This window comes from Streptomyces sp. NPDC052496 (genome assembly GCF_040679095.1).
Taxonomy (GTDB): Bacteria; Actinomycetota; Actinomycetes; order Streptomycetales; family Streptomycetaceae; genus Streptomyces.
This window is the reverse complement of record NZ_JBFAUH010000007.1, coordinates 240,867-266,343: the sequence shown is the minus strand read 5'-3', so window position 1 is coordinate 266,343 and position 25,477 is coordinate 240,867. Positions and strand designations below refer to the sequence as shown.

Here is a 25,477-nt window from a genome sequence, read left to right as displayed (position 1 = left end):
GCGGGGAGGACGGACCCGGACTCCGGCTCCCTGGCGGGCCCGGACCACGGATCCGGTACGGGCCGGGAGCGCGGCCCCCGGCCCGTACCGGGCCAGGCGGGCGGCGACACCCGGCGCTGCATCATCGGTGCCGTGCTGCGCATCATCGGGCAGGACGGCATCGCCGCCGTCACCAACCGGCGCATCGCCAAGGAGGCCGGCGTCTCGCTGGGGTCGGTGACGTACCACTTCGCGACCCAGCACGACCTGCTGCGGGAGAGCCTGCTGCGGTTCGTCGCCGAGGAGACCCGGCGGTTCACCGAACTGGCCGAGGACAGCTGCCTCGACCGGATCGGGCTGCCCGAGGCCGCCGCGCTGGTCGGCCAGGTGGCGGGCGGCACGGAGTTCGACAGCGAGCACATCGCGCCGTTCGAGCTGTATGTGCAGGCGGGCCGCGACGAGCGGCTGCGGACGGCCGCGGCCGAGTGCTTCGCCGCGTACGACCGGCTCGCCGCCCGCATCCTGACGGCGCTCGGCGTCGCCGACGCGGAGCGGCTGGCGGGCACCGTGGTCGCCCTGGTCATGGGCCGGCAACTGCGGCGTCTGGCCACCGGCTCGACCGCCGAGGACCTGGTCGACTCGCTGCTGCTCCTGGCCGGACGGCAGGCGCTGCCGCGCGGCTGACGCCGGCCGGTCACCGGCCGCCGGGGCCGGTGTCCCGCGCACCGCGCCTGCGCCTCGCGCGCTGTGCCTGTGAGACGCCGGCGACCGGCGTCTCACAGGCTCCCCTCCTCCCCCCGGTGCGTGAGTGCCTGACCCCCGTCCAAGCACTCACGGCACCGCCCCTCGTGGGGGTAGGTCTGTCGGCCCGCGCCGGGGAGGGCGCGGGTGATGTGGTCGACAGCGGGCGGCTGCCGCGGGGCTCAGTGCCCCATGCCGGCGCCGCCGTCCACCGGGACGACGGCCCCGGTGACGTACGAGGCCCCGTCGCCGGCCAGCCAGCGCACCGCCGCGGCGATGTCCTCGGGGCGGGCCATCCTGCCGAGGGGGATCTGCTCGACCATGGCGTCCAGGCGGTCCTGGGGGAGCGCCGTGGCCATGTCGGTCCGGGTGAGGCCCGGAGCGACCACGTTGGCGGTGATGTTGCGCGAGCCCAGTTCGCGGGCGAGGGAGCGGGCCAGGCCGACGAGTCCGGCCTTGGCCGCCGCGTAGTTCGCCTGGCCGGCCTCGCCGCGCAGGCCGACGGTCGAGCCGACGAAGATCATGCGGCCCTTGCGGGCGCGCAGCATGCCGCGGGTGGCGCGCTTGGCCAGCCGGTACGCGGCCGTCAGGTTGGTCGCCACGACGTCCGTGAAGTCGTCCTCGGACATCCGCATCAGCAGGGCGTCGCGGGTGATGCCGGCGTTGGCCACCAGCACCTCGACCGGGCCGTGCGCCGCCTCGATCTGCCGGAACGCCGCCTCGACCTGCTCCGGGTCGGTGATGTCGCACCGGACGCCCAGGACACCGGCGGGCGGCTCGCCCGAGCGGTACGTGACGGCGACCTTGTCCCCGTCGGCGGCCATGGCTTCCGCGATCGCCCGGCCGATACCCCGGTTGCCACCGGTGATGAAGACGCTGCGGCTCATGGGGCCCTCTCGGTTGCTGCTGGTGTCGCCCGGCTCCCGCCGGTGGGCGGTCGCGGTGCGTCCGCGGGGCGGTGCGGTGCGGCTGCCCTCGCGCGGTCAGTCACTCTGGCACAAACCGACTGACCGTTCTCCTCCGCTGCCGGTCACATGGGGTGACCGGCACCGGGAGTTCCGGTAGGCGGCGTGCCGCTCCAGTGGAAGAAATGAGGAAAGTGGCAGGTTTTGGGGTGATTCGCGAGACGGACAGTGCGGGGAGGGGTGGGTCCGGTGCGTAGCGACAACGGGTTAAAGTCGGCCGTAACTTTTCGATCCTTTTACCGAATCGCTGGGAGTTTGGCGAAGGATGTCCAGTAAGCACCGGCTCGGTGACTTCCTGCGCGACTGGCGCGGCCGCCGGGACGCCCATCAGGTGCCCGGTTTCACCGCCAGATTCGGCCACCGGGACCGCCGCGGCATCACCCAGGCCGAGATGGCGGCGCTCACCGGCGTCACCGAAGGCTGGTACCGCAGGCTGGAGTCCGGCCGGATCGAGCGGCCGAAGACCGAGTGGCTGGAGCGCATCGTGCGCATCCTCGACCTCGACGAGGCCCAGCGGCACACCCTCTTCGTCTACGCGCGGGGCCAGGTGCCGCCGCCGCTGTACCGCCCGGCCGGCTCCGTGGACCCGTCCACGTCCGCGCTCATCCAGGTGCAGCCCTGGCCGGCGTACCTGTCCGACGCGGCGTGGGACGTGCTCCTGTACAACGCGGCCTGCGAGCAGGACTGGCCGTGGATGAAGCACGGCGTCAACGTCATGATCTGGGCGCTGACCTACCCCGAGGCCCGCCTCCAGCTGATCGACTGGGAGGAGTCCTGGGCCAAGCCGATGGCGTCCCAGCTCCGGCTGGCCGCCGCCGAGCAGCCGGAGAACCGCCGGCTGGCGGAGGTCGTCGAGGAGATCAAGGAGCGCGACCGGGTCGCGGCCCGGCTGCTCACCGACGACCTCACCACCGTCACCCACCCGGACGGTGACCGGCGCTGGCTGTACCTGCCCGGCCACGGGGACGAGGAGTTCGAGGTCACCTTCCGCTGCTTCGCGCCGCTCAGCGACCGTACGCAGCGGTTCATGCTCGTCGTGCCGTGCGACTACGCGCCGGCGAGCTGAGCCATGCCCTCGACCAGCTCGAACGTGGTGGACGGCACGCCCGCCACGCCCGCCTCCTGGTAAGCGGCCGCGACCGCGGTGAACAGCCGCTCGGGGTGCGCCTTGCCGCCCGCGTACTCCTTCTTGACCAGGCGGGCCGCCTCGGCCAGCTCCGTACCCGCGCGGGCGTGGGCGGTGGCCGTGTCGAGGATCCGGGCCAGCTCGTCGCGGAAGGCCGTCAGGTGGGCCCGGTCGGCGAGCGGGCCGTGGCCGGGCACGAAGGTCGTGGCGCCGGTGGCCAGGAGGGTGTCGCAGGCGGTGACGCAGGACGAGAGCGAGCCCGACCAGACGATCATGTGCCCGCCGTGGAACAGGGCGTCTCCGGTGAACACCACCCCGTCCTCGGGCACGTGCAGCGCGACGTCGCCCGCGCTGTGCCCGGCGCCCAGGTCGAGCAGCCGTACCGCCGTACGGCCGACGGTGAGGTCCAGGCTGCCGGTGAAGGTCCGGGTGGGCGGGGTGACGGTGATGCCGCCGAAGTCGAAGGCGCCGAAGTGCTCGACGGCGTAGGCGGTGACCGCGGTGGACGGCTCGCCGCTGCTCAGGGCCGACAGCACGGCCGGGGACATCTCCTGGCACAGGTGCGCGGCCGACGCCTCGGACGTGATGACCTGCGCGCCCGGCACCAGTTCGTTGCCCCAGGTGTGGTCGCCGTTCTGGTGGCTGTTGACCACGGTGGTCACCGTCGCGTCCGGTACGGCGCCGGCGACCGCGGCCAGCAGCTCCCGGGTGAGCCCCAGCGTGAACTGAGTGTCCATCAGGAGCGCTTCGCCGTCGGACGCCACGAGCCCGCAGTTGCTGTATCCCCAGGCGGTGCTGTCGTGCGTCCACGCCCAGGTGGTCGGGGACAGCGGGACGAGGCGGGGCGTGCTCAAGGGAGGTCCATTCTCTCGCGGGGGGTCGCTGCCGCGGCGGCGCGGCGTACGGAGGTGCGGCGCACCCCGACGGAAGAGGATGCCCCGGCTCCGCAAGGGGCCAATGTACTCACCACCTGTCGGGAACACCCACTCAAGATGGCTGATTGCTCGCGTTCCGGCCGAAGCGCCGCCCCACGGCGGGCCCGGCCCGGCCGCACGGTGACCAGTCTCACCCCGGTCAGATCACGCGGAAGAGGTCGGCGGCGGCGTGCACGTCGGTGAGGTCCTCGATGGAGCGCAGGTTGTCGCACAGGGCCTCCAGGACCGAGCCGCTCCCGGCGGCGTCCGGGGCGCCGATGGCCACGCCGAAGACGCGGAAGCCCAGCAGGCGCTTGGCCTCGTTCCAGGTGCGCGTCCACTCCTCGGAGACCTCGCATTCGTCGTCGGTGAGCAGGACGATGTCGCCGCGCCCGCGGGCGGCGTCGTCGAACTCCTCCGCCAGCAGTTCACGCGCCGCAGACAGGGGCGTCTGATAACTGGTGCCGCCGCCGAGGAACGTCTCCGCGAACTCGACCACCCGGGCGATGCCGACGGGCTCACCGGCCGGGAAACGGAACACCTTGAACTGCCCGGCGGCGGAGAACAGGATGCCGGCGAAGTCGCGCCCGGCGTGACGCGCCTGGTCCAGCAGGGCCAGGGCACACGCCTTGGCCCACGCCTCCCGGGTGCCGCCGCTGGGCCCCTCCGCGTACATGGAGTGCGAGGTGTCGATGCACGCGATGATCGCGCCCTGGCCGGTGATCTGCTCCCCCTGGCTGTCGTAGAGCATCAGCTCCCCGGCGGCATAGCGCGCGGCGAACACCGCCCGCAACTCGGGCAGCCCGAGATTGGCCAGTTCAGAGGGGATGACACGGGAGAGATCGTCGCCGAGCGTGACGCCCACCAGCTCCCCGGCGGTGTTCTCGACCTTGCGGGCGCGCTCACCGCTCGCCATCTGCCGGAAGCGGCCGATCAGGTCGGCCCACCGGGCGAGCCGGCTGGTGCGCAGCCGCTCCGCGAGCCGCGCCCGCTGGTCGAACGCCAGCCGCTCCAGCTCGCCGGGGCCGACGCCCCACGCCCGCATCAGCGCGGCCTCCTCCCGCACGGTGCCGGCGGCCTGCGCCACCCCCTGCCGCGCGGCGGCCCGGACGGCGGGGGCCGCCGCCGCGAGCGCCTGCCTGGCGTCCCGGACAGCCCGCTGACCAGCGGCCTGCGCCGCTTCGGCAGCCTGCACCGCCTGCTGTACGGCGTCGGCGGCCGGGTCCGGAACGGTGCCGTCCTCGCCGGCCTCTTCAGCGGCGTGCCGGAGCGCCTCGCCCACCGCGGCCGCCGCGCCGTCGGCGTCCTGCCGGGCCTGCGTCGCCCGGTCGGCCTGGTCCTGGGCGGCCCGGGAGCGCGCCAGCATCCGGCGCACGGCCGCGGCCTGGGCGAGTACGGCCATGGCGGCGGCGTACGGGTCACCGGCCGTCTCCCGGTGCAGCTCGGCGAACTCCGGTGACTCCACCAGCGAGACGATGACCTGATGGTTGACCAGCCGGGAGGGAGCCATCGCCGCGGCCGCACGCAGGCGCGGGCCCGCCTTGTAGGCAGCCAGGAACACATCGGCCAGCAGGTCGGCGGCGCCCTCGTGATGCTCGCTCAGCTCCGCCGCCAGCTCGCGCAGCCCGGCCGACTGCGTGGCGGTGTCGCGCCACGTGAACCGGTCGAACCGGTCCGCCACCACGGCCCCGACGTGCTCCTCCCCGGTCGCGGCGGACCGCCCCAGCCACACCCCGGCCGAGCCCGCCAGGTCGTCCAGCCTGCTCATCGTCCCGCCCCCGCTCAGAGCTGGGCCTGCACCATGCTCGCGTCCACGCCCAGGGCCTCGGTGAGGACCCGGGCGCGGACGGCGCGCCGGCGGCCGGCGACCCGGTCGATGGCGGCGGTGGAGCGGCCGGCGCCCACCGCCTCCGCGCGCAGCTTCTCCAGCCGCTGCCCCGCTCGGGCGAGCTTGTGGTGGGCGTTCTTGATGACCCACTCGCTCAGCGCCTCGCGGGACTGCCCGGCCATCGCGTCGAGCTGGGCCTCCAGCTCCGCGAGGGCGTCGGCCAGGTCGAGCGCTTCCTTGGCGTCCGGGTTGACCAGCTGCAGCACCTCACGCTCGACGGCCGGGCGCTCGGCGGGGGAGTCCCACAGCACATGGGTCAGCACCGACAGGTCGGTCTCGGCGACCGCCGGGCGGCCGTCCAGGTACGCGGACGCCTGGAGCAGCCGCACCGCCTGCCGCCAGCGGCGGTCGGAGGCGATCAGCTCCCTGCGGCGCAACGCGGCCCGCAGCGTGCACACCGCGTCCACGATCCCGTCCGGGACCGCCACGTCCGGCACGGACTCGGCCACGGCGTGCTGCAGCGCGGCCAGTTCGACGGTGGTGCGGACCGGCGCCGCCGGGCGGCTGACGGCGGAGCGGACCAGCGCGGCGAAGTTCGACGGGTCTTCCAGGTACCCGACCTCGATCCGCACCAGCAGCCGGTCGTAGACCGCCGCCGCGTCCTCCCCGCCGGGCAGCTCGTTGCTCGCCGTGATGGCACCGATCAGCGGGCAGCGGATCGGCGCGCCGCCGCTCTCCGGGTGGTAGATCCGCTCGTTGAGATAGCCCAGCGTCTCGTTGAGGGCCGCCGTGGAGCACTTGAAGATCTCGTCGATGAACGCGACGTGCGCGGTCGTGGCGCGGCCGTCGTAGACCTGGCGGTACTCGCCGCGCGCCAGCGCGGCCACGTCGACGGGACCGAACATCTTCGTCGGCGCGGTGAACTTGGACAGCAGGATCTCCCAGTAGGCCGCCCCCTCGATCCGGCCCGTCAGTTCCCGCGCCAGCTCGGACTTGGCCGTCCCGGGCGGCCCCAGCACCAGCGAGTGCTGCCCGGCGAGCAGCGTCACCACCAGCGTCCGCACCACGTCGGCCCGCTCGTAGAAGCGGTCCGACAGCTCCTCGCCGATCGCCCGGAGTCTTCCCGCCGTGTCCAGCACGTCCCCTGCCCCCACCCTCAACTCCCTGCCCGCGACAGCCCGAACCGGATCTCTGCCCGAGCAAGATAACTCGGCGCCGAGGCAGCAGTGCCGGCCCGCCCTGCCCGGGCTACTCCGCGTCCCGCGGTTCCAGCGCCTCGGTGGCCGGGCCTTGCAGGACCGAGCCGTCCGGCGCGAAGCGGGAGCCGTGGCAGGGGCACTCCCACGCCTTCTCCGTCGCGTTGAAGGCGACCAGGCAGCCCAGGTGGGTGCAGCGCGCCGACACGGCGCGGGTGGTCCCGTCCTCGTCGCGGTAGACCGCGCAGCGGCGGCCCCGCACCCGTACGACCGCGCCGTCACCGGGGGCGATGTCCGCCACCGAGTCGGCGTAGGAGGTGCGCAGCCGGTCGCCGACGAAGTGCCGGCCGACCTCGGCCTGGTGCTTGAGGAAGGCGGGGGCCTCCCGGACGGTGCTCCACAGCCGGCGCGGGTCGTAGAGCCCGGCCCACGGCGGCGGATCCCCGGCGATCAGGCCGGTCAGCAGGCGTCCGGCGACCACACCGCCGCTCAGGCCCCAGCCGCCGAACCCGGTGGCGACATAGGTGTGCCGCGCGCCCGGGTGGAAGGGGCCGATCAGCGGAACGGTGTCGGTGGCGTCGTTGTCCTGGGTCGCCCACCGGTACGCCACCTCCGTACCGGGGAAGTGCCGGTGCGTCCAGGCGGTCAGCGTCGCGAACTTCTCGCCGGCGTCGGCCGTGCCCGGCTTGAACGTCTCGCCCGTGACGATGAGCAGCCGCCGCCCGTCACCGTACGGCGCGGTGCGCACGGACCGCTTGCCCTCCTCCTGGGTGATGAACATGCCGCCCGGATCCCGGCCGGCGTCGATCGGGGCCGCCACCACCACCTCCCGCCGCGGCGACAGCCGGGTGAACAGCAGGGCCCGGTCGAAGACCGGATAGTGGGTGGCGACCACGACATCGTGCGAGGTGACGGTGGTGCCCGTCTCCGTCGTCACCCGGCAGGGGGAACCTTCGTGCAGGCCGGTGGCCCGGGTGCGCTCGTGGATGACGCCGCCACGGGCACGGAAGTCCTCCGCCAGCGCGAGCAGGTACTTGCGCGGATGGAACTGGGCCTGGTCCTCGACCCGCACCGCGCCCGCCACCGGGAACGGCAGCCCGGTCTCGGTGACGAAGGAGGCCGTCAGCCCGGCCTCCCGGGCGGCCTCCGCCTCCGCCCGCAGCTGCCCGGCGCTCCGCGGGTCGCGTACGTACGTGAACGCGGGGCCGCGCTCCAGGTCGCAGTCGACGCCGAGCTCCCCGGCGGTCCGGACAACGTGCTCGACGGCCCCCTGCTGGGACCGGGCGTAGTCGCGGGCGCCCTCGGGGCCGCGGGTGCGGCGCAGCCGGTCGTAGACCAGGGTGTGGAGCGCGGAGAGCTTGGCGGTCGTGTAGCCCGTGACCCCGGCCGCGATCCGGTCCGCCTCCAGCAGCACGACCCGCCGGCCGGCCTTGGCCAGCTCCCAGGCCGTACTCAGCCCGGCGACCCCGCCGCCGATCACCGTCACGTCGGTTTCGGTGTCCTCGGTGAGCGGCGGGTAGGACGTGCTGCTCGTGGTGGCGATCCAGTACGACTCGTCCCGGCCGGACAGTCCCTCGTTGTCGGTCATGCGACACGGGTGCCCCGCCGGGCCCGCCCGAAGCACGGCCGCGCCCCGGCTCCCCCGGACGGGCCTGCGGAAAGCCGGTGAGCAGCGGGGCCGCGCCCCGCGCGGGCACCCGCTCCGGGCCCGCCGGGCCGCAACGGGGCGCTGTGTCCCGGCCACGTCCGCGGACCGGGCCCCACCACCGGCGACGGCGGGCGGCCGCACCGTCCCGGGCGGGGGCCCGTGGGATCCGCCCGTGGCGCGGCCGCAATCCAGGCCGAAACCCGGCTGGTGCCGGATGCGGGCCGGGCGTGAGGTGGGACGGGCGGACGTACGGGGGCCGGGGGAGGGGAGAGAGGAACGTGACAGGGGAACAACCGGGCACGCCGGTGGAGGAGTTCGCGCGCTTCCTGCGCGGGCTGACCCAGCTGCTCGACCGGACGGCCGGATGGTACGGGATCTTCACCCTCCGCGACCCCGAAGGGCTGCGGGCCTGCCTGGACGGGCGGGACGTACCGCCCTGGGACGTGGTGGAGTCGCTGCTCCACGACCTCGCCGAACAGCGCGGCGCACACACCGTACGCACCGCCGGGCCACGGGCGCGCCGGCTCCACCAGGCGGCGGTCGCGGCGTACGACGCCCGGCCGGGCGCCCCCGCCCGCCTGGCGGACCGGCTCGACGTGATGCTGCGCGAACGGCAGTACGCGGCGCTGCGCGGCAGGGAACTGCTCGCCGCGCTGCGAACGGCGGACGGCGGCCCCGAGACGGAGCGGCTGACCGGCGAACTGGCCTGGGCCCGCGACGACCACGCACGGACCGGCGCCCGGGTGCGCGAACTCCAGGCCCGTGTCGACGCGTCGGCCGAGCGGGCGGCGGTCCGCCGGCTCCCGGGCGACGCCGCCGGTCCTGCCGCCCCGCGCGCCCCCGCCGGCGCCGCCCGGCTCGCCCGGTTGCGGGCGGCCGGGCGCGGTGGCGAGGCGCACGCCCTGCTGTGCGCCGCCGCGCACGCCCACCCCGCCGAGCTGCCCGTCCTCATCGGGGAGTTGGAGAGCGCCGGCCTGGCGGCGGAAGTACCGACGCTGCTCTGGGAGGCCGCGTGCCTGCCGCCCGCCCGCCTCGCCGCTGCCGCCGACGCGCTCGCCGCCGCCGGGCGTACGTCCGAGAGCGCGCGCCTGCTGCGCCAGGGCGTCACCCGCCCCGTGGCGGAAGTGGCGCACACGGCGCTGGCCCTGCTCGGAGCGGGCCGCCCGGCCCAGGCCCGGGAACTGTTCGCGGCGCTGGTCCGGGCCCGTACGCCCGAGGAAGCGGTGGAGGCCGCCGCGAGCGCGCCGGCCGAGCTGACCCCGCTGCTCCTGGACGCGGCCGCCGGCGTCTCACCGCACCGCCACCGCGCCATCACGCACGCCCTGCGGGCCGGCGGCGCGGGCGGCTGACCCGGCCCGGTCCGTCCCGTCCGACGGCCCGGCGGGACGGCGCCTCCCCCGGGGGGGGGGACGGTCTTGCCTCGCCGCTGCACGAGGCCTACGGTCGCCTCCACACGCGTAGATCCGCATGGCCCGTGGCCGACGGCTCGACGAAGGAGCAGCTCATGGCCGATGTTGTCCGTAACGTCGTACGCGCCGCACTGGTTCAGGCGTCCTGGACCGGCGACACCGAATCGATGATCGCGAAGCACGAGGAGCACGCCAGGGCGGCGGCCGCGCAGGGCGCGCAGGTGATCGGCTTCCAAGAGGTCTTCAACGCCCCGTACTTCTGCCAGGTCCAGGAGCCGGAGCACTACCGCTGGGCCGAGCCGGTGCCGGACGGGCCCACCACCCGCCGGATGCAGGCGCTGGCCCGCGAGACCGGCATGGTGATCGTGGTGCCGGTCTTCGAGGTCGAGCAGTCCGGCTTCTACTACAACACCGCGGCCGTCATCGACGCCGACGGCACCGTGCTCGGTACCTACCGCAAGCACCACATTCCGCAGGTCAAGGGCTTCTGGGAGAAGTACTACTTCAAGCCGGGCAACCTCGGCTGGCCGGTCTTCGACACCGCCGTGGGCCGGATCGGCGTCTACATCTGTTACGACCGGCACTTCCCCGAGGGGTGGCGCCAGCTGGGCCTGAACGGCGCCCAGCTCGTCTACAACCCCTCCGCCACCTCCCGTGGCCTGTCCGCCTACCTGTGGCAGCTGGAGCAGCCCGCCGCCGCGGTGGCGAACGAGTACTTCGTCGCGGCGATCAACCGGGTCGGCGTCGAGGAGTACGGCGACAACGACTTCTACGGGACGAGCTACTTCGTGGACCCCCGGGGTCAGTTCGTCGGCGACGTCGCCAGCGACACCAAGGAGGAGCTGGTCGTCCGCGACCTGGACTTCGGCCTGATCGACGAGGTGCGGCAGCAGTGGGCCTTCTACCGGGACCGCCGCCCCGACGCGTACGAGGGCCTGGTCCGGCCGTGACGGCCCCGCACCCGCCCCGGGGCGGCTCCGCGACCCCGCCGGCTGCGGACCTGCATGCCCGGCACCGCGCCGTACTGCCCGACTGGCTCACCCTGCTGTACGAGCGGCCCGTCGAGCTGACGCACGGCGAGGGCCGCCACGTCTGGGACGCGGAGGGCAACCGCTACCTGGACTTCTTCGGCGGCATCCTCACCACCATGACCGCCCACGCGCTGCCGGAGGTGACCAAGGCGGTCGCCGAGCAGGCCGGCCGCATTCTGCACACCTCGACGCTCTACCTGTCCCGCCCCATGGTGGAGCTGGCGGAACGGATCGCCGGACTCTCCGGCATCCCCGACGCCCGGGTCTTCTTCACCACCTCCGGGACGGAGGCCAACGACACCGCGCTGCTGCTGGCGACCGCGTACCGGCGCTCGAACCAGGTCCTGGCCATGCGCAACAGCTACCACGGCCGGTCCTTCTCGGCCGTCGGCATCACGGGCAACGCAGGCTGGTCGCCGACCGGCCTCTCGCCGCTCCAGACGTTGTACGTGCACGGGGGCGTGCGCAGCCACGGCCCGTTCGCCGGGCTGTCCGACACCGCGTACATCGACGCCTGCGTCGCCGACCTGGAGGACCTGCTCGGCCAGACGGCGGGCGTCGCCGCGCTGATCGCCGAGCCGGTGCAGGGCGTCGGCGGCTTCACCTCGCCGCCCGACGGGCTCTACGCGGCCTTCCGCGAGGTGCTGGACCGGCACGGCATCCTGTGGATCTCCGACGAGGTGCAGACCGGCTGGGGCCGGACCGGCGACCACTTCTGGGGCTGGCAGGCGCACGCCGGCAACGGCCCGCCGGACCTGCTCACCTTCGCCAAGGGGATCGGCAACGGCATGTCCGTCGGCGGCGTCGTCGCCCGCGCCGAGGTGATGAACTGCCTCGGCGCGAACTCCATCTCCACCTTCGGCGGCAGCCCGGTCACCATGGCGGCGGCCCTGGCCAACCTCGGCCACCTCCTCGAACACGACCTCCAGGGCAACGCCCGGCGCGTCGGCGGCCGGCTCATCGAGCGGCTGCGGACGGCCGGCGCGGAACTGGGGACCGTACGGGAGGTGCGCGGGCGCGGCCTGATGATCGGCGTCGAACTGGCCGACCCGGCCACCGGCGCACCGTCGCCGCGGGCGGCGAACCTGGTCGTGGAGGCCGCGCGCGAGCGCGGCCTGCTCATCGGCAAGGGCGGTCCGACGGGTGCCGTCCTGCGGATCGCGCCCCCGCTGTCCCTGACCGCGGAGGAGGCCGAGGAAGGCGCCGGGATCCTCACGGAGGCCCTGCGGGAGGCCGAGCGCGGGCTGTCGTCCGGCTGAGGCGCCGGCCGGAGCGGTTCCCGGTCCGTGATCTTCCGCGGGCGCCGCGGCGGCGGACGGAAAGGCCGGGAACGTGTTCGGAAAGCGTCGGGAAAGAGGGACGCGAAACCTCGGGAGAGGGGCGCCGGCCTCGAAAGAAGGGCCCGGCCCCGGAGCAGAAAGACGCGAGCCGGAAAATTACCCGTTCGGGTGATCTTCCGGCTCGCGGCTCACGCGGTCCTGTCGTCGCGGCCGGTGGTCACATGGACGCTGCGGCCGCGTGCGACAGTGTCGCGTCGGTGTCGGCGTCAGGCGAGAACGATGTTCTCCGCCTGCGGGCCCTTCTGGCCCTGGGTCACGTCGAAGCTGACCTTCTGGCCCTCGACGAGCTCACGGAAGCCCTGGGCCTGGATGTTCGAGTAGTGGGCGAAAACGTCGGCGCCGCCGCCGTCCTGCTCGATGAAGCCGAAGCCCTTTTCGGAGTTGAACCACTTCACGGTGCCGGTTGCCATGTCTGTATCCTTCGATCGAGGCAGTTGAGGAAATCCGCACTGTGCGGTTTCCAGGGTCGCCGCAATTGAGCCCATCCGGATGTGACCGGCAGAAACAAAATGCGCCCGACGGTCACATACCGTCAGGCGCACATAACGTTTATGGGTACCAAAACTGCAACTGATTCGACGGTAGCACGGAACCTGTCGCCGGAACAGTACCGACGGTGATCCCCGGGTGTCGCCCACGCGACGGCACCCGGGGGACAGCGGAATCCGGCCATGCGGCCGCGGCCGTCAGATCGTCGCGGTGTCGATCACGAAGCGGTAGCGGACGTCGCTGGCGAGCACCCGCTCGTACGCCTCGTTGATCCGGTCGGCGTCGATCACCTCGATCTCCGAGGTGATGCCGTGCTCACCGCAGAAGTCCAGCATCTCCTGGGTCTCCTGGAGGCCGCCGATCAGCGAGCCGGCGAACGAACGGCGGTTGCCGATCAGGGCGAACGGCGCGATGGGCAGCGGGTGCTCCGGCGCGCCGAGCTGGACCAGGGTGCCGTCCGTGCGCAGCAGGCCCAGGTAGGCGTTGAGGTCGAGCTGGGCGGAGACCGTGTTGACGATCAGGTCGAAGCTGTTCGCCAGCTTCTCGAAGGTCGCCGGGTCGGACGTGGCGTAGTAATGGTCCGCGCCGAGCCGCAGGCCGTCCTCCTGCTTGCGCAGCGACTGGCTCAGCACGGTGACCTCGGCGCCCATGGCGTGGGCGATCTTGACGCCCATGTGGCCGAGGCCGCCCAGGCCCACGACGGCGACCTTCTTGCCGGGGCCGGCCTTCCAGTGCGCCAGCGGCGAGTAGAGGGTGATGCCGGCGCACAGCAGCGGCGCGGCGGCGTCCAGCGGCAGGTTGTCGGGGATGCTCAGCGCGTAGTTCTCGTCGATGACGAGGTGGGTGGAGTAGCCGCCCTGGGTGGCCACGCCGTCCCGGCCCACGGCGTTGTACGTGCCGACCTGGCCCAGCTCGCCGGTGCAGTACTGCTGGAGGCCGGCCAGGCAGTTCTCGCACTCGCGGCAGGAGTCGACGAAGCAGCCGACGCCGACCCGGTCGCCGACCGCGTACCGGGTCACCTCGGGGCCGACCTCGCTGACCACGCCCGCGATCTCGTGGCCGGGGACGATGGGGAAGTGGCCGCCGTCGCCCCACTCCGCCCGCACGGTGTGGATGTCGGAGTGGCAGATGCCCGCGAACTTGATGTCGATGAGGATGTCGTGCGCGCCCAGCGCCCGGCGCTCGATGGTGGTGCGCTCCAGCGGAGCCTTCGGGGCGGGTGCTGCGTATGCGGGTACAGAGGTGCGGTTCATGCCCTCAAGCCTGCACTCGTATGCCTGAGGCAACCAGTGCCCTGTCCAGCCTACGCTCGGCGTTCCTACCACTGGCAGGACCACCCTGACCGTGCGACGCCGAGCGTTCCGGCCGTACGGCCGCGGGCGCTCCGGACCGTACGGCTGCGGCGTCCGGCCGCCCTAGGCGCCGCCCCCCGTCCGGCGCCCGCCATAATTCAGGGATGGACCAGCGCACCGAACTGAGCGAATTCCTCCGCTCCCGCCGCGCCAGGCTCCAGCCCGAGGACGTCGGCCTGGCCCCCCACGGCGGGCGGCGCAGGGTACCCGGCCTGCGGCGGGAGGAACTGGCGCAGCTGGCGGGGGTCAGCGTGGCGTACTACATACGGCTCGAACAAGGGCGGGGGCAGAACGTCTCCGCGGCGGTGCTGGACTCGATCTCGGACGTGCTGCGGCTGACCCGGGCCGAGCGTTCCCACCTGTCCCACCTGGTCAGGCCGGTCTCCCGGCACCAGCGCCCGGCCCCCAGGCCGCAGCGGATCCGGCCCGCGGTCCAGGACCTGATCGACGCGATGGACGGCGTCCCCGCGTACGTGGTCGGCCGGCGGCTGGACATCCTCGGCTGGAACCGGCTCGCCCGCGCGCTCCTCGGTGACTTCGCCGCGATGCGCCCCGAAGAGCGCAACATGGGCTGGCAGCTCTTCCGCGCCCCGGCGGCGCGGGAGCTGTACGCCGACTGGGAGGAGAAGGCGTCGCACGTCGTCGCCCAGCTGCGGCGGGACGTCGGCCGGTTCCCCGGCGACCCGGGGCTGCGCGCGCTGATCGACGGGCTGTCCGCGGAGAGCGCCGATTTCCGGCGGATCTGGGCGGCCCACGACGTCCAGGACAAGGGCTACGGCAGGAAGCGGCTGACGCACCCGGTGGTGGGGCCGCTGTCGCTGGCGTACGAGACGCTCGCCCTGCCCGCCGACCCGGACCAGCAGCTGGTCACGTACCACGCCGAGCCCGGCTCGGCCTCGGCGCGGGCGCTGCGCCGGCTGGCGGAACGGGCGGCGGAGCAGCCGGCCGGCCGCCCCGCGGAGCAGCCGGCGGCGCGGGCCTCCTCGATGCCCTGAAAGGGCGACGCGGTCTGTTGTCCGGGCGCCCGGCTGGGTACCGTACGACTGGGCCCCGCTGTGAGCATTCCAGCGGGGCCCGCCAAGTGCCGGACGCCCGCTGTCCGCCGTCCGTGACGTGCGACGGGTGTCCGCGTTCCACCCGCCCCACGTCGCGTCTTTACTTCTCCATTACCTCTACAGTGCTGTAGATTTACGGTTCCCGGCCGGTGGCGGCGGCCGCCGCCCTGCCCAAGGCACGCCATCCCGACGCAGGAGTGACAGCACATGACCGTGAACCTGGACAAGGGTCAGAAGATCAGTCTGAGCAAGTCCGGCGGGGGCGAGCTCAGCGTCGTACGGATGGGGCTCGGCTGGCAGGCCGCCGCCCGCAAGGGCTTCCTCGCCAAGCTGATGGCCCGCGAGATCGACCTGGACGCCTCGGCCGTGCTCTTCGCCGGCCAGGAGCCCGTCGACGTCGTCTTCTTCCAGCACCTGATCAGCGACGACGGCTCCGTACGGCACACCGGCGACAACCTGGTGGGCGGCGCGGGGCAGGGCGGCGACGACGAGGCGATCCTCGTGGACCTCCAGCGGGTGCCCGCCCGCGTCGACCAGATCGTCTTCACGGTGAACTCCTTCACCGGCCAGACCTTCGCCGAGGTGCAGAACGCGTTCTGCCGCCTGGTCGACGAGACCAACGGCCAGGAGCTGGCCCGCTACACCCTGACCGGCGGCGGCCCGTACACCGCGCAGATCATGGCCAAGGTCCGCCGCTCCGGCGGCGGCTGGGAGATGGCCGCCATCGGCGAGCCCGCGAACGGCCGCACCTTCCAGGACCTGATGCCGGCCATCGCCTCGCACCTGTAAGCACGGCTGACGGGCGCGCCCTCCGCGGGCGCGCCCTTTCGCGTACCGGGTCAGCCGACGTCGACGCCGTAATCGGCGGCGATGCCGGCCAGCCCGGACGCGTAGCCCTGGCCGATGGCGCGGAACTTCCACTCGCCGCCGCGCCGGTAGAGCGCGCCGAAGACCATCGCCGTCTCGCCGGCGGCGTCGTACGACAGCTCGTAGCGGCACATCTCACGGCCCGTCAGGTTGTCCACGACGCGGATGTACGCGTCCTCGACCTGGCCGAAATTCTGCCCGCGCGTCCCGGCGTCGTGGATGGAGACGGTGAAGACGACCTGGCCGGTCCGCTCGCCGAGGCGGTCGAGGTCGACCAGGATCTGCTCGTCGTCGCCGTCGCCCTCGCCGGTGAGGTTGTCGCCGGTGTGCCGGACCGCGCCGTCCGGGCTGGCCAGGTTGTTGTAGAAGACGAAGTGCGCGTCCGACAGGACGCGCTGGTCGGGGCCGCAGACGATCGCCGAGGCGTCCAGGTCGAAGTCCGCGCCGCCGGTGGGCCGGGCGTCCCAGCCCAGGCCGACGGTGACGTCCGCGAGGGGAGTGCCGTCCTGGTTGAGGACGACGTTCTGGCCCTTGCTGAGGCTGACGCCCATGGTGCTGTGTCTCCTGTTGCGTGTGCGGTGCGGTCCGGTGTGCCGGGTTCTTCCCACCGGGGAACGCGGCGCCCCGCGCCAAGGTTCCCGGATTGCGCAAGCGATGAAGTTTTACGGGTGGCAGCCGGACACGCCCCGCCGGTTCCCGCGCAACTGCGGTCATGGTGTTGCCACGGTGGGTGACATGCTTCTACGGTCAGCTGCACGGCCGCGCTCTACGGGTGTAGACCGGCCGTGACGCGGCGTCACCCGGGACGCGCCGCCCGGCCGGCCGACCACGCCGGGCCGTGTCCCTCCGGCGCCGCCGAGCACCTGTGCTGTGTGTGGAAGGGAGAACCGGAAGCATGAGCCGAACAGTCGTCCGCGGCGGTCTGGTCGTCACCGCCGCCGATGAGATCCATGCCGATGTCCTGGTCGAGGACGGCAGGATCGCCGCCCTCGCCGCGCACGGCACGACCACCGCCGAGAGCTGGACCGAGGGCGCCGACCGCGTCCTCGACGCCACCGGCAAGTACGTCATCCCGGGCGGCGTGGACGCCCACACCCACCTGGACTTCCCGTTCGGCGGGACGTTCTCCTCCGACACCTTCGAGACCGGCACCCGGGCCGCCGCCTGGGGCGGCACCACCACGATCGTGGACTTCGCCGTCCAGACCCGCGGCCAGGCACTGCGCGAGGGCCTGGACACCTGGCACGCCAAGGCCGACGCCCAGTGCGCCGTCGACTACGCCTTCCACATGATCCTCTCCGACGTGAACGAGCACTCGCTCAAGGAGCTGGACCTGCTGGTCGAGGAAGGCGTCACCTCCTTCAAACTGTTCACCGCCTACCCCGGCGTCTTCTACAGCGACGACGGCCAGATCCTGCGCGCCATGCAGCGCTCGGCGGCCAACGGCGGACTCGTCATGATGCACGCCGAGAACGGCATCGCCATCGACGTCCTGGTCGAACAGGCCCTCGCCGAGGGCCGCACCGACCCCCGCTACCACGGAGAGGTCCGCCGCGAACTCCTGGAGGCCGAGGCCACCCACCGTACGATCCAGCTCGCCCGGGTCGCCGGCGCGCCGCTGTACGTCGTGCACGTCTCGGCCGAGCAGGCCGTCGCCGAGCTGGCGCAGGCCCGCGACAAGGGCCTGAACGTCTTCGGCGAGACCTGTCCGCAGTACCTCTTCCTGTCCACCGACAACCTGGCCGAGCCGGACTTCGAAGGCGCGAAGTACGTGTGCAGCACGCCGCTGCGCCCCAAGGAGCACCAGGCGGCGCTCTGGCGCGGACTGCGCACCAACGACCTCCAGGTGGTCTCCACCGACCACTGCCCGTTCTGCTTCAAGGGCCAGAAGGAGCTCGGCCGCGGCGACTTCTCCAAGATCCCCAACGGGATGCCGGGCGTCGAACACCGCATGGACCTGCTCCACCAAGGTGTCGTGGACGGGCACATCAGCCGCCGCCGCTGGATCGAGATCGCCTGCGCCACCCCGGCCCGGATGTTCGGCCTCTACCCCAAGAAGGGCACCATTGCGCCCGGTTCGGACGCCGACCTCGTCCTCTACGACCCGGCCGCCGAGCAGGTCATCTCGGCCGCCACCCACCACATGAACGTCGATTACTCGGCGTACGAGGGACGCACCGTCACCGGCCGCGTGGAGACCGTCCTCTCGCGCGGCGAGACCGTCATCGACCAGCGGCGCTACACCGGGCGCGCGGGACACGGCCAGTACACCCCGCGCGGCACCTGCCAGTACCTGAACTGAGGAGGCCGAGATGGACTTCGGAGTCGTCCTGCAGACCGACCCGCCCGCGTCCGACGTCGTCACCACCATGCGCCGCGCCGAGCGGCAGGGCTTCCGCTACGGCTGGACCTTCGACTCCTCCGTGCTGTGGCAGGAGCCGTTCGTCATCTACAGCCGCGTCCTCGAACACACCGAACGCCTGATCGTCGGCCCGATGGTCACCAACCCCTCCACCCGCACCCCGGAGGTCACCGCCTCCACCTTCGCCACCCTCAACGACATGTACGGCAACCGCACCGTCTGCGGCATCGGACGCGGCGACTCGGCCATGCGGGTGGCCGGCCGGCCGCCCAACACCCTCGCCCGCCTCGGCGAGTCGATCCGGATCATCCGCGACCTCGCGGAAGGCCGGGAGACCGACGTGGGCGGCCACCCGCTGCGCATCCCGTGGGTACGCGACGGACGGCTGCCGGTCTGGATGGCCGCGTACGGGCCCAAGGCCCTGAAGATGACCGGGGAACTGGCCGACGGCTTCATCCTCCAGCTCGCCGACCCGTTCCTGACCGAATGGATGGTCAAGGCGGTCCGCGATGCCGCGACGGCGGCCGGCCGCGATCCGTCCGACGTGAGGATCTGCGTGGCGGCACCCGCCTACGTCGGCGACGACCTCGCCCACGCCCGCGAGCAGTGCCGCTGGTTCGGCGGCATGGTCGGCAACCATGTCGCGGACCTGGTCAAGCGGTACGGCGAGCACTCCGGCATGGTGCCCGAGGCGCTCACCGCGTACATCAAGGAGCGGGAGGGCTACGACTACGCCCACCACGGCCGCTCCGGCAATCCCGACACCGCGTTCGTGCCGGACGAGATCGTGGACCGCTTCTGCCTGCTCGGGCCGCCCGAGGCGCAGGTGGAGAAGCTGCACCGGCTGCGGGAGCTGGGCGTCGACCAGTTCGCGCTGTACGCGATGCACGACGCGAAGGACGCCACCATCGACGCGTACGGCGAACGGATCATTCCGGAGTTCGCGGGCTGAGAGCCCGCCGGGGGAGGGGAGACGGGCATGCGCGTCGCCGTGATCGGTTCGGGCATCGTGGGCGCGAGCACCGCCTGGCACGCGGCCGGGCTCGGCGCGGACGTGGTGCTGGCCGGGCGCGCCCAGCCGGGCGAGGCGACCGCGGCCGGCGCGGGCATCATCTGCCCCTGGGCCTCCGCACACGGCGACGCGGACTGGTTCCGCGCCGTCGCGGAGGGCGCCCGGTACTACCCCGGGCTGGTCGCCGAACTCGCCGAGGCGGGGGAGCGCGGCGTCGGGTACCGGGCCGTCGGCGCGCTCGCCCTGGCCGCCGACGACGCGGAACTGGACCGCATCCGCCGACGGGTGGTCGAACGGCGGCGCGACGCCGCGGACACCGGCGAGGTGGACCTGCTCGGCGAGTCCGAGGCGCGGGCACTGTTCCCGCCGCTCGGCCCCGGCCGGCGGGCCGTACGCATCGCCGCCGGCGCACGCGTCGACGGCGGCCGGCTGCGCGACGCGCTGCTGCGCCAGGCGCGGCTGCGGGGCGTCGTACTGCGCCCCGGACGCGCGGCGCTGCTGCGTACGGGGGACCGCGTCACCGGCATCGAGGTGGACGGCGAACACATCGCGGCGGACGCGGTCGTCGTCGCGGCCGGGGCCTGGGCGCCGGAGCTGCTGGCGCCGGCCGGCGTCACCGTACGGGTCGCACCGGAGCGCGGCCAGATCGTCCACCTCTCGCTGCCCGGCGCGGACACCGGGCACTGGCCCGTCGTCGTGCCCGGAGCCGGCCGGCACTACCTCGTCCCCTTCGACGGCTCCCGGATCGCGGCGGGCGCGACCCGGGAGCCCGGCACCGGATTCGACCACCGGGTGACGGCCGCGGGCCTGGCCGAGCTGCTGACCGAGGCACTGGCCGTCGCCCCCGGACTGGCGGACGCCACCCACCTGGAGACGCGCGTGGGCTTCCGGCCCGTCGGCCCGGACAGCCGGCCACTGCTGGGCCGTGTCCCGGGGGCGCCCGGCCTGATCGTCGCCGACGGCCTGGGCCCGAACGGCCTGACCGCAGGCCCGTGGGCCGGCCGGATCGCCGCACTGCTCGCGACGGGCGGCGACCCGGGGCTGGACCTGACGGCGTACGATCCGGTGCGCTGAACAGGGGGCCGGGCCTGGCACCGTACGGCCCGTTCGCTGAACCGGGGCCGGGCCCGACGCCGTACGCCGCCCCCGTGCCCTGCGCCGCAACCGGGGCCTCGAACCCTGCGGTCCGGTGCGCCGGCCCGGCGCACGGTCCCGGAGGGGGCGCACAGAACGCGCGGAGGCGCGCGGGGGCGCGCACCGACTCATCCGTCCCGGCCAACTCTTTGCCCACTCCTGATGCTCCCCATACGGGGCGGCCTTGGAGAGGCAGGGCCGGTACGAGGACCATGGACCGTATGAGGCGCCCCCCGACGGAGTCACCCTGCGGTCCCGGTATCCGTACGACGACGGTGCCGCCCGGCCGGCTTTCCCACGTGCGGTGGATCGCCGGCGGCACCGGAGCGGGCAAGAGTACGCTGGCGATAATCCTGGCCCGGCGCCACGGCGCCCTGATCTACCGCGGTGACCTGGCCCAGCACACCTGGCTGCCCCGCTGCAGCCCGCGGGAGCACCCGCACTTCCACGCCGCCCGCGACGAGCCGCCCGGCTCCCTGTGGGACAGCCGCAGCCCCGACGAGGCGTGCGGCTTCGCGCAGCGCGTGGTCGCCGAGACCTTCGCCTTCGAGGTCGAGGACCTCCTCGCGATGCCCACCGACCGGCCCGTCCTGGTGGACTGGTTCGGCAACCTGCCGCGCCAGATCGCCCCCCTGCTCACCCGTCCCGACCAGGCGGTCTTCCTGCTCCCCACACCGGAGTTCCGGATGGCGGCACTGCGCGCCCGCCGCAGCGTCCCGGTGCGGTCCCTGGTCAGCTGGGGCAGCCGCGCCCCGGAAGCCACCCTGGCCAAACGACTGGCCCGCGACGCACTCTGGGACGCCGAGGTCCGCCGCCAGGCCGCCGCCCACGGGAACACAGTGATCACCATGGACGGCGCCCGCCCGGCCGGCGACCTCGCGGACGAGGTAGCGGCCCGCTTCCGGCTGGGGACGGCGGCGTGAGCGGCTGAGGGGCCGGCGGTTCCTGCTCAGGGGAGAGGCTGGAGCGCTGCTACGGGCGCCGCCGCTACGGCACCCTCGCGGTCCATTCCTCGTTGCTGTACTTGGTGAGGGCCAGTTCCTCGGCGCGGGCCATCTCCTCGTCCGTGACGTGTCCCTGCGTGAGGCCGTAGCGGGCGCGGAAGGAGGTGAGCATGCGGTCGATGACCTCGCTGCGGGGCAGGCCGGTCTGGCGGCGTAGGGGGTCGACGCGCTTCTTCGCGCTCTTGGTGCCCTTGTCGGACATCTTCTCCTTGCCGATGCGCAGCACGTCGAGCATCTTGTCGGCGTCGATGTCGTACGACATGGTCACGTGGTGCAGTACGGCGCCGTTGCCGCCGGCGAGCCGTTTCTGCGCGGCGCCGGCGATTTTGCCTTCCTTGGAGGTGATGTCGTTCAGGGGCTGGTACCAGGCTTTGATGCCCATGTCACCGAGCGCGTTCAGGACCCAGTCGTCGAGGTAGGCGTAGGAGTCGGCGAACGACAGTCCGGAGACGAGGGAGGCCGGGACCGAAAGGGAGTACGTGATGGTGTTCTCGGCCTCCACGAACATGGCCCCGCCACCGGACATCCGCCGCACCACGGTGACTCCGTGCCGCGCCGCCCCCTCGGGGTCCACCTCGTTGCGAAGGGACTGGAAGCTGCCGATGATGACGGCCGGGGCGCCCCACTCCCAGACGCGGAGCGTGGGAGCGCGGCGGCCGGCCGCGACCTCCTCGGTGAGCACCTGGTCGAGGGCCATGTGGAGGGCGGGGGACTGCGGTGGCTCGTGGATGAGCTGCCAGTCGTAGTCCGTCCAGTCCGTGGCCTGCGCCAGGGCCCGGCGCACGGAAACCGCGACTCCTTCTGCCGTGAGGCCGTACATCACGGTGCCCGGCGGGAGCGCCGCCTCGATCCGTGCGGTGAGCCCCGCCGCGTCGGTGTCGGCCGGCGCCCCCTCCAGCGCCGCGTTGATGGCTCCGAGGGCCTCGTCCGGTTCCAGGAAGAAGTCTCCCGCGACCCGTACGTCGCGCAGCGCGCCGTCCGTCACGTCGAGGTCGACGACCACCAGCTTGCCGCCCGGCACCTTGTACTCACCGTGGTGCTTGCCCTGCACGGCGTGTCCTCCCGCTGTTCCGTTCCGGCCGCCCGGCCGGCAACCGGGACCACCGTAGCGCTGCCGGTGGCATTCCTGGCAAAGGGGGCGGTTCGGGAGGCCTTTTCGCCGAAGGAGCCGGGGCGCCTGGTGCCGGAGCCCGGGCTTCTCAGGGCTCGGGGTTTCAGGGCATGAGAGTGGCGAGGAGGGCGGGGAGGGCGGTGCCGATGGGAGTGCGTATCGTTTCCGCGGCCAGGCCGTCGTACGGGGTGGGCTCCGCGTTCATGATGATCAGCCGGGCGCCGTGCTCGGCGGCCAGCCCCACGAGCGAGGCCGCGGGCTGCACCTGGAGGCTCGTACCCACCGCGATGAACACGTCGGCGGCCTTCGCCACGCCCATCGCCGCACCGAGCACCTCCGGGTCGAGCCGCTCACCGAACATCACCGTCGCCGACTTCAGGATGCCGCCGCACACCGTGCACGCCGGGTCCGGGTCGCCCGCGGCCACCCGCGCCAGGGCCTCGGACATCGGCGACCGGGCGTGGCAGCGGGTGCAGACGACGAAGCGGCCCGTACCGTGCAGTTCCAGGACCTTGCGGTCCGGGACACCGGCGAGCTGGTGCAGCCCGTCGACGTTCTGCGTGATGACCCGGACCGGCACACCGGAGCGCTCCAGCCGGGCGATCGCCTCGTGGGCCGCGTTCGGCCGGGCCCGCAGCGCCGGGCTGTCCTGCCGTACCTTCCAGGCGCGGCGCCGGATCTCCGGGTCCTTCATGTAGTACGCGTACGTCACGAGCTTCTCCGCCTCGGGATCCTGCCGCCACACCCCCTGGGGGCCGCGGTAGTCCGGGATGCCGGAGTCGGTGGAGGTGCCGGCCCCGCTGAGGATGGCCACCAGGGGCTGCCGGGCGGCGTCGTGGGCGCTGGGGCGGGCGGGATCGGTAGCGGTCATGCGGGGAGCCTACGGACGGGCGGCCGGAGCGGCGAACGGCTTTCGGACAGCGCGCTGCCCGGCGAATGTGATCAGGAAGAGTCCCGCAGCGGGCATTTCCGGAGGCGGTACGGGGGAGAGGCGGAAAGAGACCGACCAACCGTGCGCACGATGCGAGGAGAACCGTGTTCACCACCCGCCCGACCCTCCAGGGAACCTTCGGCATGGCCGCGACCACGCACTGGCTGGCCTCCCAGTCGGCGATGGCCGTGCTGGAGGACGGCGGGAACGCCTTCGACGCGGCGGTGGCCGCCGGGTTCGTGCTGCACGTGGTCGAGCCGCATCTGAACGGGCCGGCGGGCGAGGTGCCGGTCATCCTCGCGCCCGCAGGAGGGCCGGTGCGGGTGCTCTGCGGCCAGGGACCGGCGCCTGCCGGGGCGAGCGTGGCGCACTACACCTCGCTCGGGCTCACACTGGTGCCCGGTACGGGCCCGCTCGCCGCGGCCGTGCCCGGTGCCTTCGACGCGTGGATGCTGCTGCTCCGGGACCACGGCACCAAGTCCCTGGCGGAGGTGCTCAAGTACGCCGTCGGCTACGCGGAGTACGGGCACCCGGCCGTGGAGCGGGTGGGCGAGACGGTGGCGACGGTACGGGAGCTGTTCGAGACGGAGTGGATATCGTCCGCCGAGATCTACCTGCCCGAAGGGCGGCCGGTCGCCCCCGGCGGGCTGCTGCGCAACCGGCCGCTGGCGGCCACCTGGCGCCGTCTGATCAGTGAGGCCGAGGCCGCGTCGGCGGGCCGGGAGGCGCAGATCGACGCCGCCCGGCGGATCTGGCGCGAGGGCTTCATCGGCGAGGCGCTGGCCGCCTTCGCGGCCCGTCCCGCCATGGACACCTCCGGTGAGCGGCACGCCGGCACCCTCACGGGCGACGATCTGGCGGCGTTCTCCGCCACGTACGAGGACCCGGTCACGTACGACTGGAACGGCTGGACGGTGGCGAAGGCGGGCGGCTGGTCGCAGGGGCCGGCCCTGCTCCAGCAACTGGCGCTGCTGCCGCCGGAACTGCCCGGGTACGGGAGCGCCGAGTACGTCCATCTGCTGATCGAGGGCTGCAAGCTGGCCATGGCCGACCGCGAGGCCTGGTACGGCGACGCGGCCGAGGTGCCGGTCGGCACGCTGCTGAGCGAGGAGTACAACGCGGCGCGGCGCGCGCTGATCGGCGAGCGCGCCTCGTACGAGCTGCGGCCCGGCAGCCCGGACGGCCGTACGCCCCGGCTGAGCAAGCACGCGCTGGCCGTCGCGGCGGGGGAAGCGGCGGCCGCGGTGCCGGGCGCCGCGGGCCGGGGCGCGGGTGAGCCCACCGTGGCCACGCCCGGCACCCCCGGCGCGGCTCCGGTCATCGCGCCCGAGGTCGACCGGAGCGGCGCCACACGCGGCGACACCTGCCACATCGACATCGTGGACCGCTGGGGCAACATGGTCTCGGCGACGCCCTCCGGCGGCTGGCTCCAGTCCAACCCGGTGGTCCCCGCGCTCGGCTTCCCCCTGGGAACGCGCCTCCAGATGGCCTGGCTGGAGGAGGGGCTGCCCAACACCCTCACGCCGGGGCGCCGTCCGCGCACCACCCTCACGCCCTCCCTGGCGCTGCGCGGCGGCGTGCCCGTGATGGCCTTCGGCACCCCCGGCGGCGACCAGCAGGACCAGTGGCAGCTGCACTTCCTCCTGGCGGCGGCCCTGCGTGCCCCTGTACGCGGCGGCCTCGACCTCCAGGGCGCCATCGACGCCCCCAACTGGCACACCGACTCTTTCCCCGGGTCCTTCTTCCCGCGTGCCATGCGGCCGGGCAGCGTCACCGTCGAGTCCCGTGTCGGGGACGAGGTGATCGGGGAGCTGCGGCGGCGCGGACACGCGGTGACGGTCGGCGACGCCTGGTCGGAGGGGCGGCTGTCGGCGGTGGCGCGGGATCCGGAGACCGGCGTGCTCTCGGCCGCGGCGAACCCGCGGGGGATGCAGGGGTACGCGGTGGGACGGTAGGAGACGGGGCGGGACGGCGGGAGCGGGC

The 25,477-nt window shown here is 73.5% G+C and carries 22 protein-coding genes; 12 read left to right on the top strand and 10 right to left on the bottom strand.

Annotation, left to right across the window (positions count from 1 at the left end):
- Window positions 1–120: 120 nt before the first annotated feature.
- Window positions 121–663, top strand: a complete 543-nt coding sequence (locus AB0L45_RS12700) for a TetR family transcriptional regulator (RefSeq protein WP_365839052.1) — start codon at window positions 121–123, stop codon at window positions 661–663.
- A gap of 239 nt (window positions 664–902) precedes the next feature.
- On the opposite strand, the gene fabG is transcribed toward AB0L45_RS12700, so the two are convergent.
- Entirely contained in the window at window positions 903–1,607 is a 705-nt protein-coding gene (gene fabG / locus AB0L45_RS12695; RefSeq protein ID WP_365838951.1) for a 3-oxoacyl-ACP reductase FabG, read from the bottom strand.
- 343 nt (window positions 1,608–1,950) lie between these two features.
- Here fabG and AB0L45_RS12690 point away from each other — a divergent pair, with 343 nt between their 5' ends.
- A complete protein-coding gene (locus AB0L45_RS12690) occupies window positions 1,951–2,751 on the top strand; it encodes a helix-turn-helix domain-containing protein (RefSeq protein ID WP_365838949.1) in 801 nt (266 codons plus the stop codon).
- Here the strand turns inward: AB0L45_RS12690 and AB0L45_RS12685 are convergent.
- From AB0L45_RS12685 to AB0L45_RS12670, 4 genes are all read right to left on the bottom strand, one after another.
- Complete coding sequence (locus AB0L45_RS12685) at window positions 2,733–3,665, bottom strand: MBL fold metallo-hydrolase (RefSeq protein WP_365838947.1); 933 nt, start codon at window positions 3,663–3,665, stop codon at window positions 2,733–2,735. The genes AB0L45_RS12690 and AB0L45_RS12685 overlap by 19 nt on opposite strands.
- Window positions 3,666–3,885: 220 nt before the next feature.
- Complete coding sequence (locus AB0L45_RS12680; protein ID WP_365838945.1) at window positions 3,886–5,493, bottom strand: VWA domain-containing protein; 1,608 nt, start codon at window positions 5,491–5,493, stop codon at window positions 3,886–3,888.
- A gap of 14 nt (window positions 5,494–5,507) precedes the next feature.
- Window positions 5,508–6,707 carry an AAA family ATPase gene (locus AB0L45_RS12675; protein ID WP_365838943.1) on the bottom strand — a complete coding sequence of 400 codons (1,200 nt, stop codon included), beginning with the start codon at window positions 6,705–6,707 and terminating at the stop codon, window positions 5,508–5,510.
- 94 nt (window positions 6,708–6,801) lie between these two features.
- On the bottom strand, window positions 6,802–8,337 hold the full coding sequence (locus AB0L45_RS12670; RefSeq protein ID WP_365838941.1) for an FAD-dependent oxidoreductase: 1,536 nt from the start codon (window positions 8,335–8,337) through the stop codon (window positions 6,802–6,804).
- Between the two features lie 338 nt (window positions 8,338–8,675).
- Here AB0L45_RS12670 and AB0L45_RS12665 point away from each other — a divergent pair, with 338 nt between their 5' ends.
- From AB0L45_RS12665 to AB0L45_RS12655, 3 genes are all read left to right on the top strand, one after another.
- Window positions 8,676–9,746 (top strand): hypothetical protein, encoded by a 1,071-nt coding sequence (locus AB0L45_RS12665; RefSeq protein WP_365838939.1) that lies wholly within the window; start codon window positions 8,676–8,678, stop codon window positions 9,744–9,746.
- Between the two features lie 155 nt (window positions 9,747–9,901).
- The gene (locus AB0L45_RS12660; RefSeq protein WP_365838937.1) at window positions 9,902–10,756 is read left to right on the top strand and encodes a nitrilase-related carbon-nitrogen hydrolase; all 855 of its coding nucleotides are present in this window, start codon (window positions 9,902–9,904) and stop codon (window positions 10,754–10,756) included.
- A complete protein-coding gene (locus AB0L45_RS12655) occupies window positions 10,753–12,096 on the top strand; it encodes an aspartate aminotransferase family protein (protein ID WP_365838935.1) in 1,344 nt (447 codons plus the stop codon). The genes AB0L45_RS12660 and AB0L45_RS12655 overlap by 4 nt, the downstream gene beginning before the upstream one ends.
- A 287-nt stretch (window positions 12,097–12,383) precedes the next feature.
- Here the strand turns inward: AB0L45_RS12655 and AB0L45_RS12650 are convergent, their stop codons facing one another.
- Both AB0L45_RS12650 and AB0L45_RS12645 read right to left on the bottom strand, forming a co-directional pair.
- On the bottom strand, window positions 12,384–12,587 hold the full coding sequence (locus AB0L45_RS12650; protein ID WP_030020385.1) for a cold-shock protein: 204 nt from the start codon (window positions 12,585–12,587) through the stop codon (window positions 12,384–12,386).
- A gap of 276 nt (window positions 12,588–12,863) precedes the next feature.
- Window positions 12,864–13,919: an NAD(P)-dependent alcohol dehydrogenase gene (locus AB0L45_RS12645; RefSeq protein ID WP_365838933.1), complete on the bottom strand. Its 1,056-nt coding sequence runs from the start codon at window positions 13,917–13,919 to the stop codon at window positions 12,864–12,866.
- A 203-nt stretch (window positions 13,920–14,122) separates the two neighbouring features.
- Here AB0L45_RS12645 and AB0L45_RS12640 point away from each other — a divergent pair, with 203 nt between their 5' ends.
- Both AB0L45_RS12640 and AB0L45_RS12635 read left to right on the top strand, forming a co-directional pair.
- Entirely contained in the window at window positions 14,123–15,013 is an 891-nt protein-coding gene (locus AB0L45_RS12640; RefSeq protein WP_365838931.1) for a helix-turn-helix transcriptional regulator, read from the top strand.
- Between the two features lie 267 nt (window positions 15,014–15,280).
- The gene (locus AB0L45_RS12635; protein WP_365838929.1) at window positions 15,281–15,862 is read left to right on the top strand and encodes a TerD family protein; all 582 of its coding nucleotides are present in this window, start codon (window positions 15,281–15,283) and stop codon (window positions 15,860–15,862) included.
- Window positions 15,863–15,912: 50 nt separating this feature from the next.
- On the opposite strand, the gene AB0L45_RS12630 is transcribed toward AB0L45_RS12635, so the two are convergent.
- Complete coding sequence (locus AB0L45_RS12630; RefSeq protein ID WP_365838927.1) at window positions 15,913–16,491, bottom strand: TerD family protein; 579 nt, start codon at window positions 16,489–16,491, stop codon at window positions 15,913–15,915.
- 344 nt (window positions 16,492–16,835) lie between these two features.
- On the opposite strand from AB0L45_RS12630, the gene hydA reads away from it, so the two are divergent.
- From hydA to AB0L45_RS12610, 4 genes are all read left to right on the top strand, one after another.
- Complete coding sequence (hydA, locus tag AB0L45_RS12625) at window positions 16,836–18,242, top strand: dihydropyrimidinase (protein ID WP_365838925.1); 1,407 nt, start codon at window positions 16,836–16,838, stop codon at window positions 18,240–18,242.
- Window positions 18,243–18,252: 10 nt separating this feature from the next.
- Window positions 18,253–19,254, top strand: coding sequence for a TIGR03842 family LLM class F420-dependent oxidoreductase (locus AB0L45_RS12620; protein ID WP_365838923.1), 1,002 nt, complete (start codon window positions 18,253–18,255; stop codon window positions 19,252–19,254).
- Between the two features lie 27 nt (window positions 19,255–19,281).
- Complete coding sequence (locus tag AB0L45_RS12615; protein WP_365838921.1) at window positions 19,282–20,388, top strand: FAD-binding oxidoreductase; 1,107 nt, start codon at window positions 19,282–19,284, stop codon at window positions 20,386–20,388.
- Window positions 20,389–20,669: 281 nt separating this feature from the next.
- Window positions 20,670–21,371, top strand: a complete 702-nt coding sequence (locus AB0L45_RS12610) for a hypothetical protein (RefSeq protein WP_365838919.1) — start codon at window positions 20,670–20,672, stop codon at window positions 21,369–21,371.
- A 64-nt stretch (window positions 21,372–21,435) separates the two neighbouring features.
- On the opposite strand, the gene AB0L45_RS12605 is transcribed toward AB0L45_RS12610, so the two are convergent.
- Both AB0L45_RS12605 and AB0L45_RS12600 read right to left on the bottom strand, forming a co-directional pair.
- Window positions 21,436–22,503: a biotin/lipoate A/B protein ligase family protein gene (locus tag AB0L45_RS12605; RefSeq protein ID WP_365838917.1), complete on the bottom strand. Its 1,068-nt coding sequence runs from the start codon at window positions 22,501–22,503 to the stop codon at window positions 21,436–21,438.
- A 163-nt stretch (window positions 22,504–22,666) separates the two neighbouring features.
- On the bottom strand, window positions 22,667–23,434 hold the full coding sequence (locus AB0L45_RS12600; RefSeq protein ID WP_365838915.1) for a Sir2 family NAD-dependent protein deacetylase: 768 nt from the start codon (window positions 23,432–23,434) through the stop codon (window positions 22,667–22,669).
- 164 nt (window positions 23,435–23,598) lie between these two features.
- Here AB0L45_RS12600 and AB0L45_RS12595 point away from each other — a divergent pair, with 164 nt between their 5' ends.
- A complete protein-coding gene (locus AB0L45_RS12595) occupies window positions 23,599–25,449 on the top strand; it encodes a gamma-glutamyltransferase (RefSeq protein ID WP_365838913.1) in 1,851 nt (616 codons plus the stop codon).
- Window positions 25,450–25,477 lie beyond the last annotated feature (28 nt).

Bases quoted from the DNA above. Each gene is read 5' to 3' on its own strand.
- fabG (WP_365838951.1), bottom strand. From the start codon at position 1,607: ATGAGCCGCAGCGTCTTCATCACCGGTGGCAACCGGGGTATCGGCCGG.
- AB0L45_RS12690 (WP_365838949.1), top strand. From the start codon at position 1,951: ATGTCCAGTAAGCACCGGCTCGGTGACTTCCTGCGCGACTGGCGCGGC.
- AB0L45_RS12680 (WP_365838945.1), bottom strand. From the start codon at position 5,493: ATGAGCAGGCTGGACGACCTGGCGGGCTCGGCCGGGGTGTGGCTGGGG.
- AB0L45_RS12670 (WP_365838941.1), bottom strand. From the start codon at position 8,337: ATGACCGACAACGAGGGACTGTCCGGCCGGGACGAGTCGTACTGGATC.
- AB0L45_RS12660 (WP_365838937.1), top strand. From the start codon at position 9,902: ATGGCCGATGTTGTCCGTAACGTCGTACGCGCCGCACTGGTTCAGGCG.
- AB0L45_RS12650 (WP_030020385.1), bottom strand. From the start codon at position 12,587: ATGGCAACCGGCACCGTGAAGTGGTTCAACTCCGAAAAGGGCTTCGGC.
- AB0L45_RS12645 (WP_365838933.1), bottom strand. From the start codon at position 13,919: ATGAACCGCACCTCTGTACCCGCATACGCAGCACCCGCCCCGAAGGCT.
- AB0L45_RS12640 (WP_365838931.1), top strand. From the start codon at position 14,123: ATGGACCAGCGCACCGAACTGAGCGAATTCCTCCGCTCCCGCCGCGCC.
- AB0L45_RS12635 (WP_365838929.1), top strand. From the start codon at position 15,281: ATGACCGTGAACCTGGACAAGGGTCAGAAGATCAGTCTGAGCAAGTCC.
- AB0L45_RS12630 (WP_365838927.1), bottom strand. From the start codon at position 16,491: ATGGGCGTCAGCCTCAGCAAGGGCCAGAACGTCGTCCTCAACCAGGAC.
- hydA (WP_365838925.1), top strand. From the start codon at position 16,836: ATGAGCCGAACAGTCGTCCGCGGCGGTCTGGTCGTCACCGCCGCCGAT.
- AB0L45_RS12620 (WP_365838923.1), top strand. From the start codon at position 18,253: ATGGACTTCGGAGTCGTCCTGCAGACCGACCCGCCCGCGTCCGACGTC.
- AB0L45_RS12615 (WP_365838921.1), top strand. From the start codon at position 19,282: ATGCGCGTCGCCGTGATCGGTTCGGGCATCGTGGGCGCGAGCACCGCC.
- AB0L45_RS12610 (WP_365838919.1), top strand. From the start codon at position 20,670: ATGAGGCGCCCCCCGACGGAGTCACCCTGCGGTCCCGGTATCCGTACG.
- AB0L45_RS12600 (WP_365838915.1), bottom strand. From the start codon at position 23,434: ATGACCGCTACCGATCCCGCCCGCCCCAGCGCCCACGACGCCGCCCGG.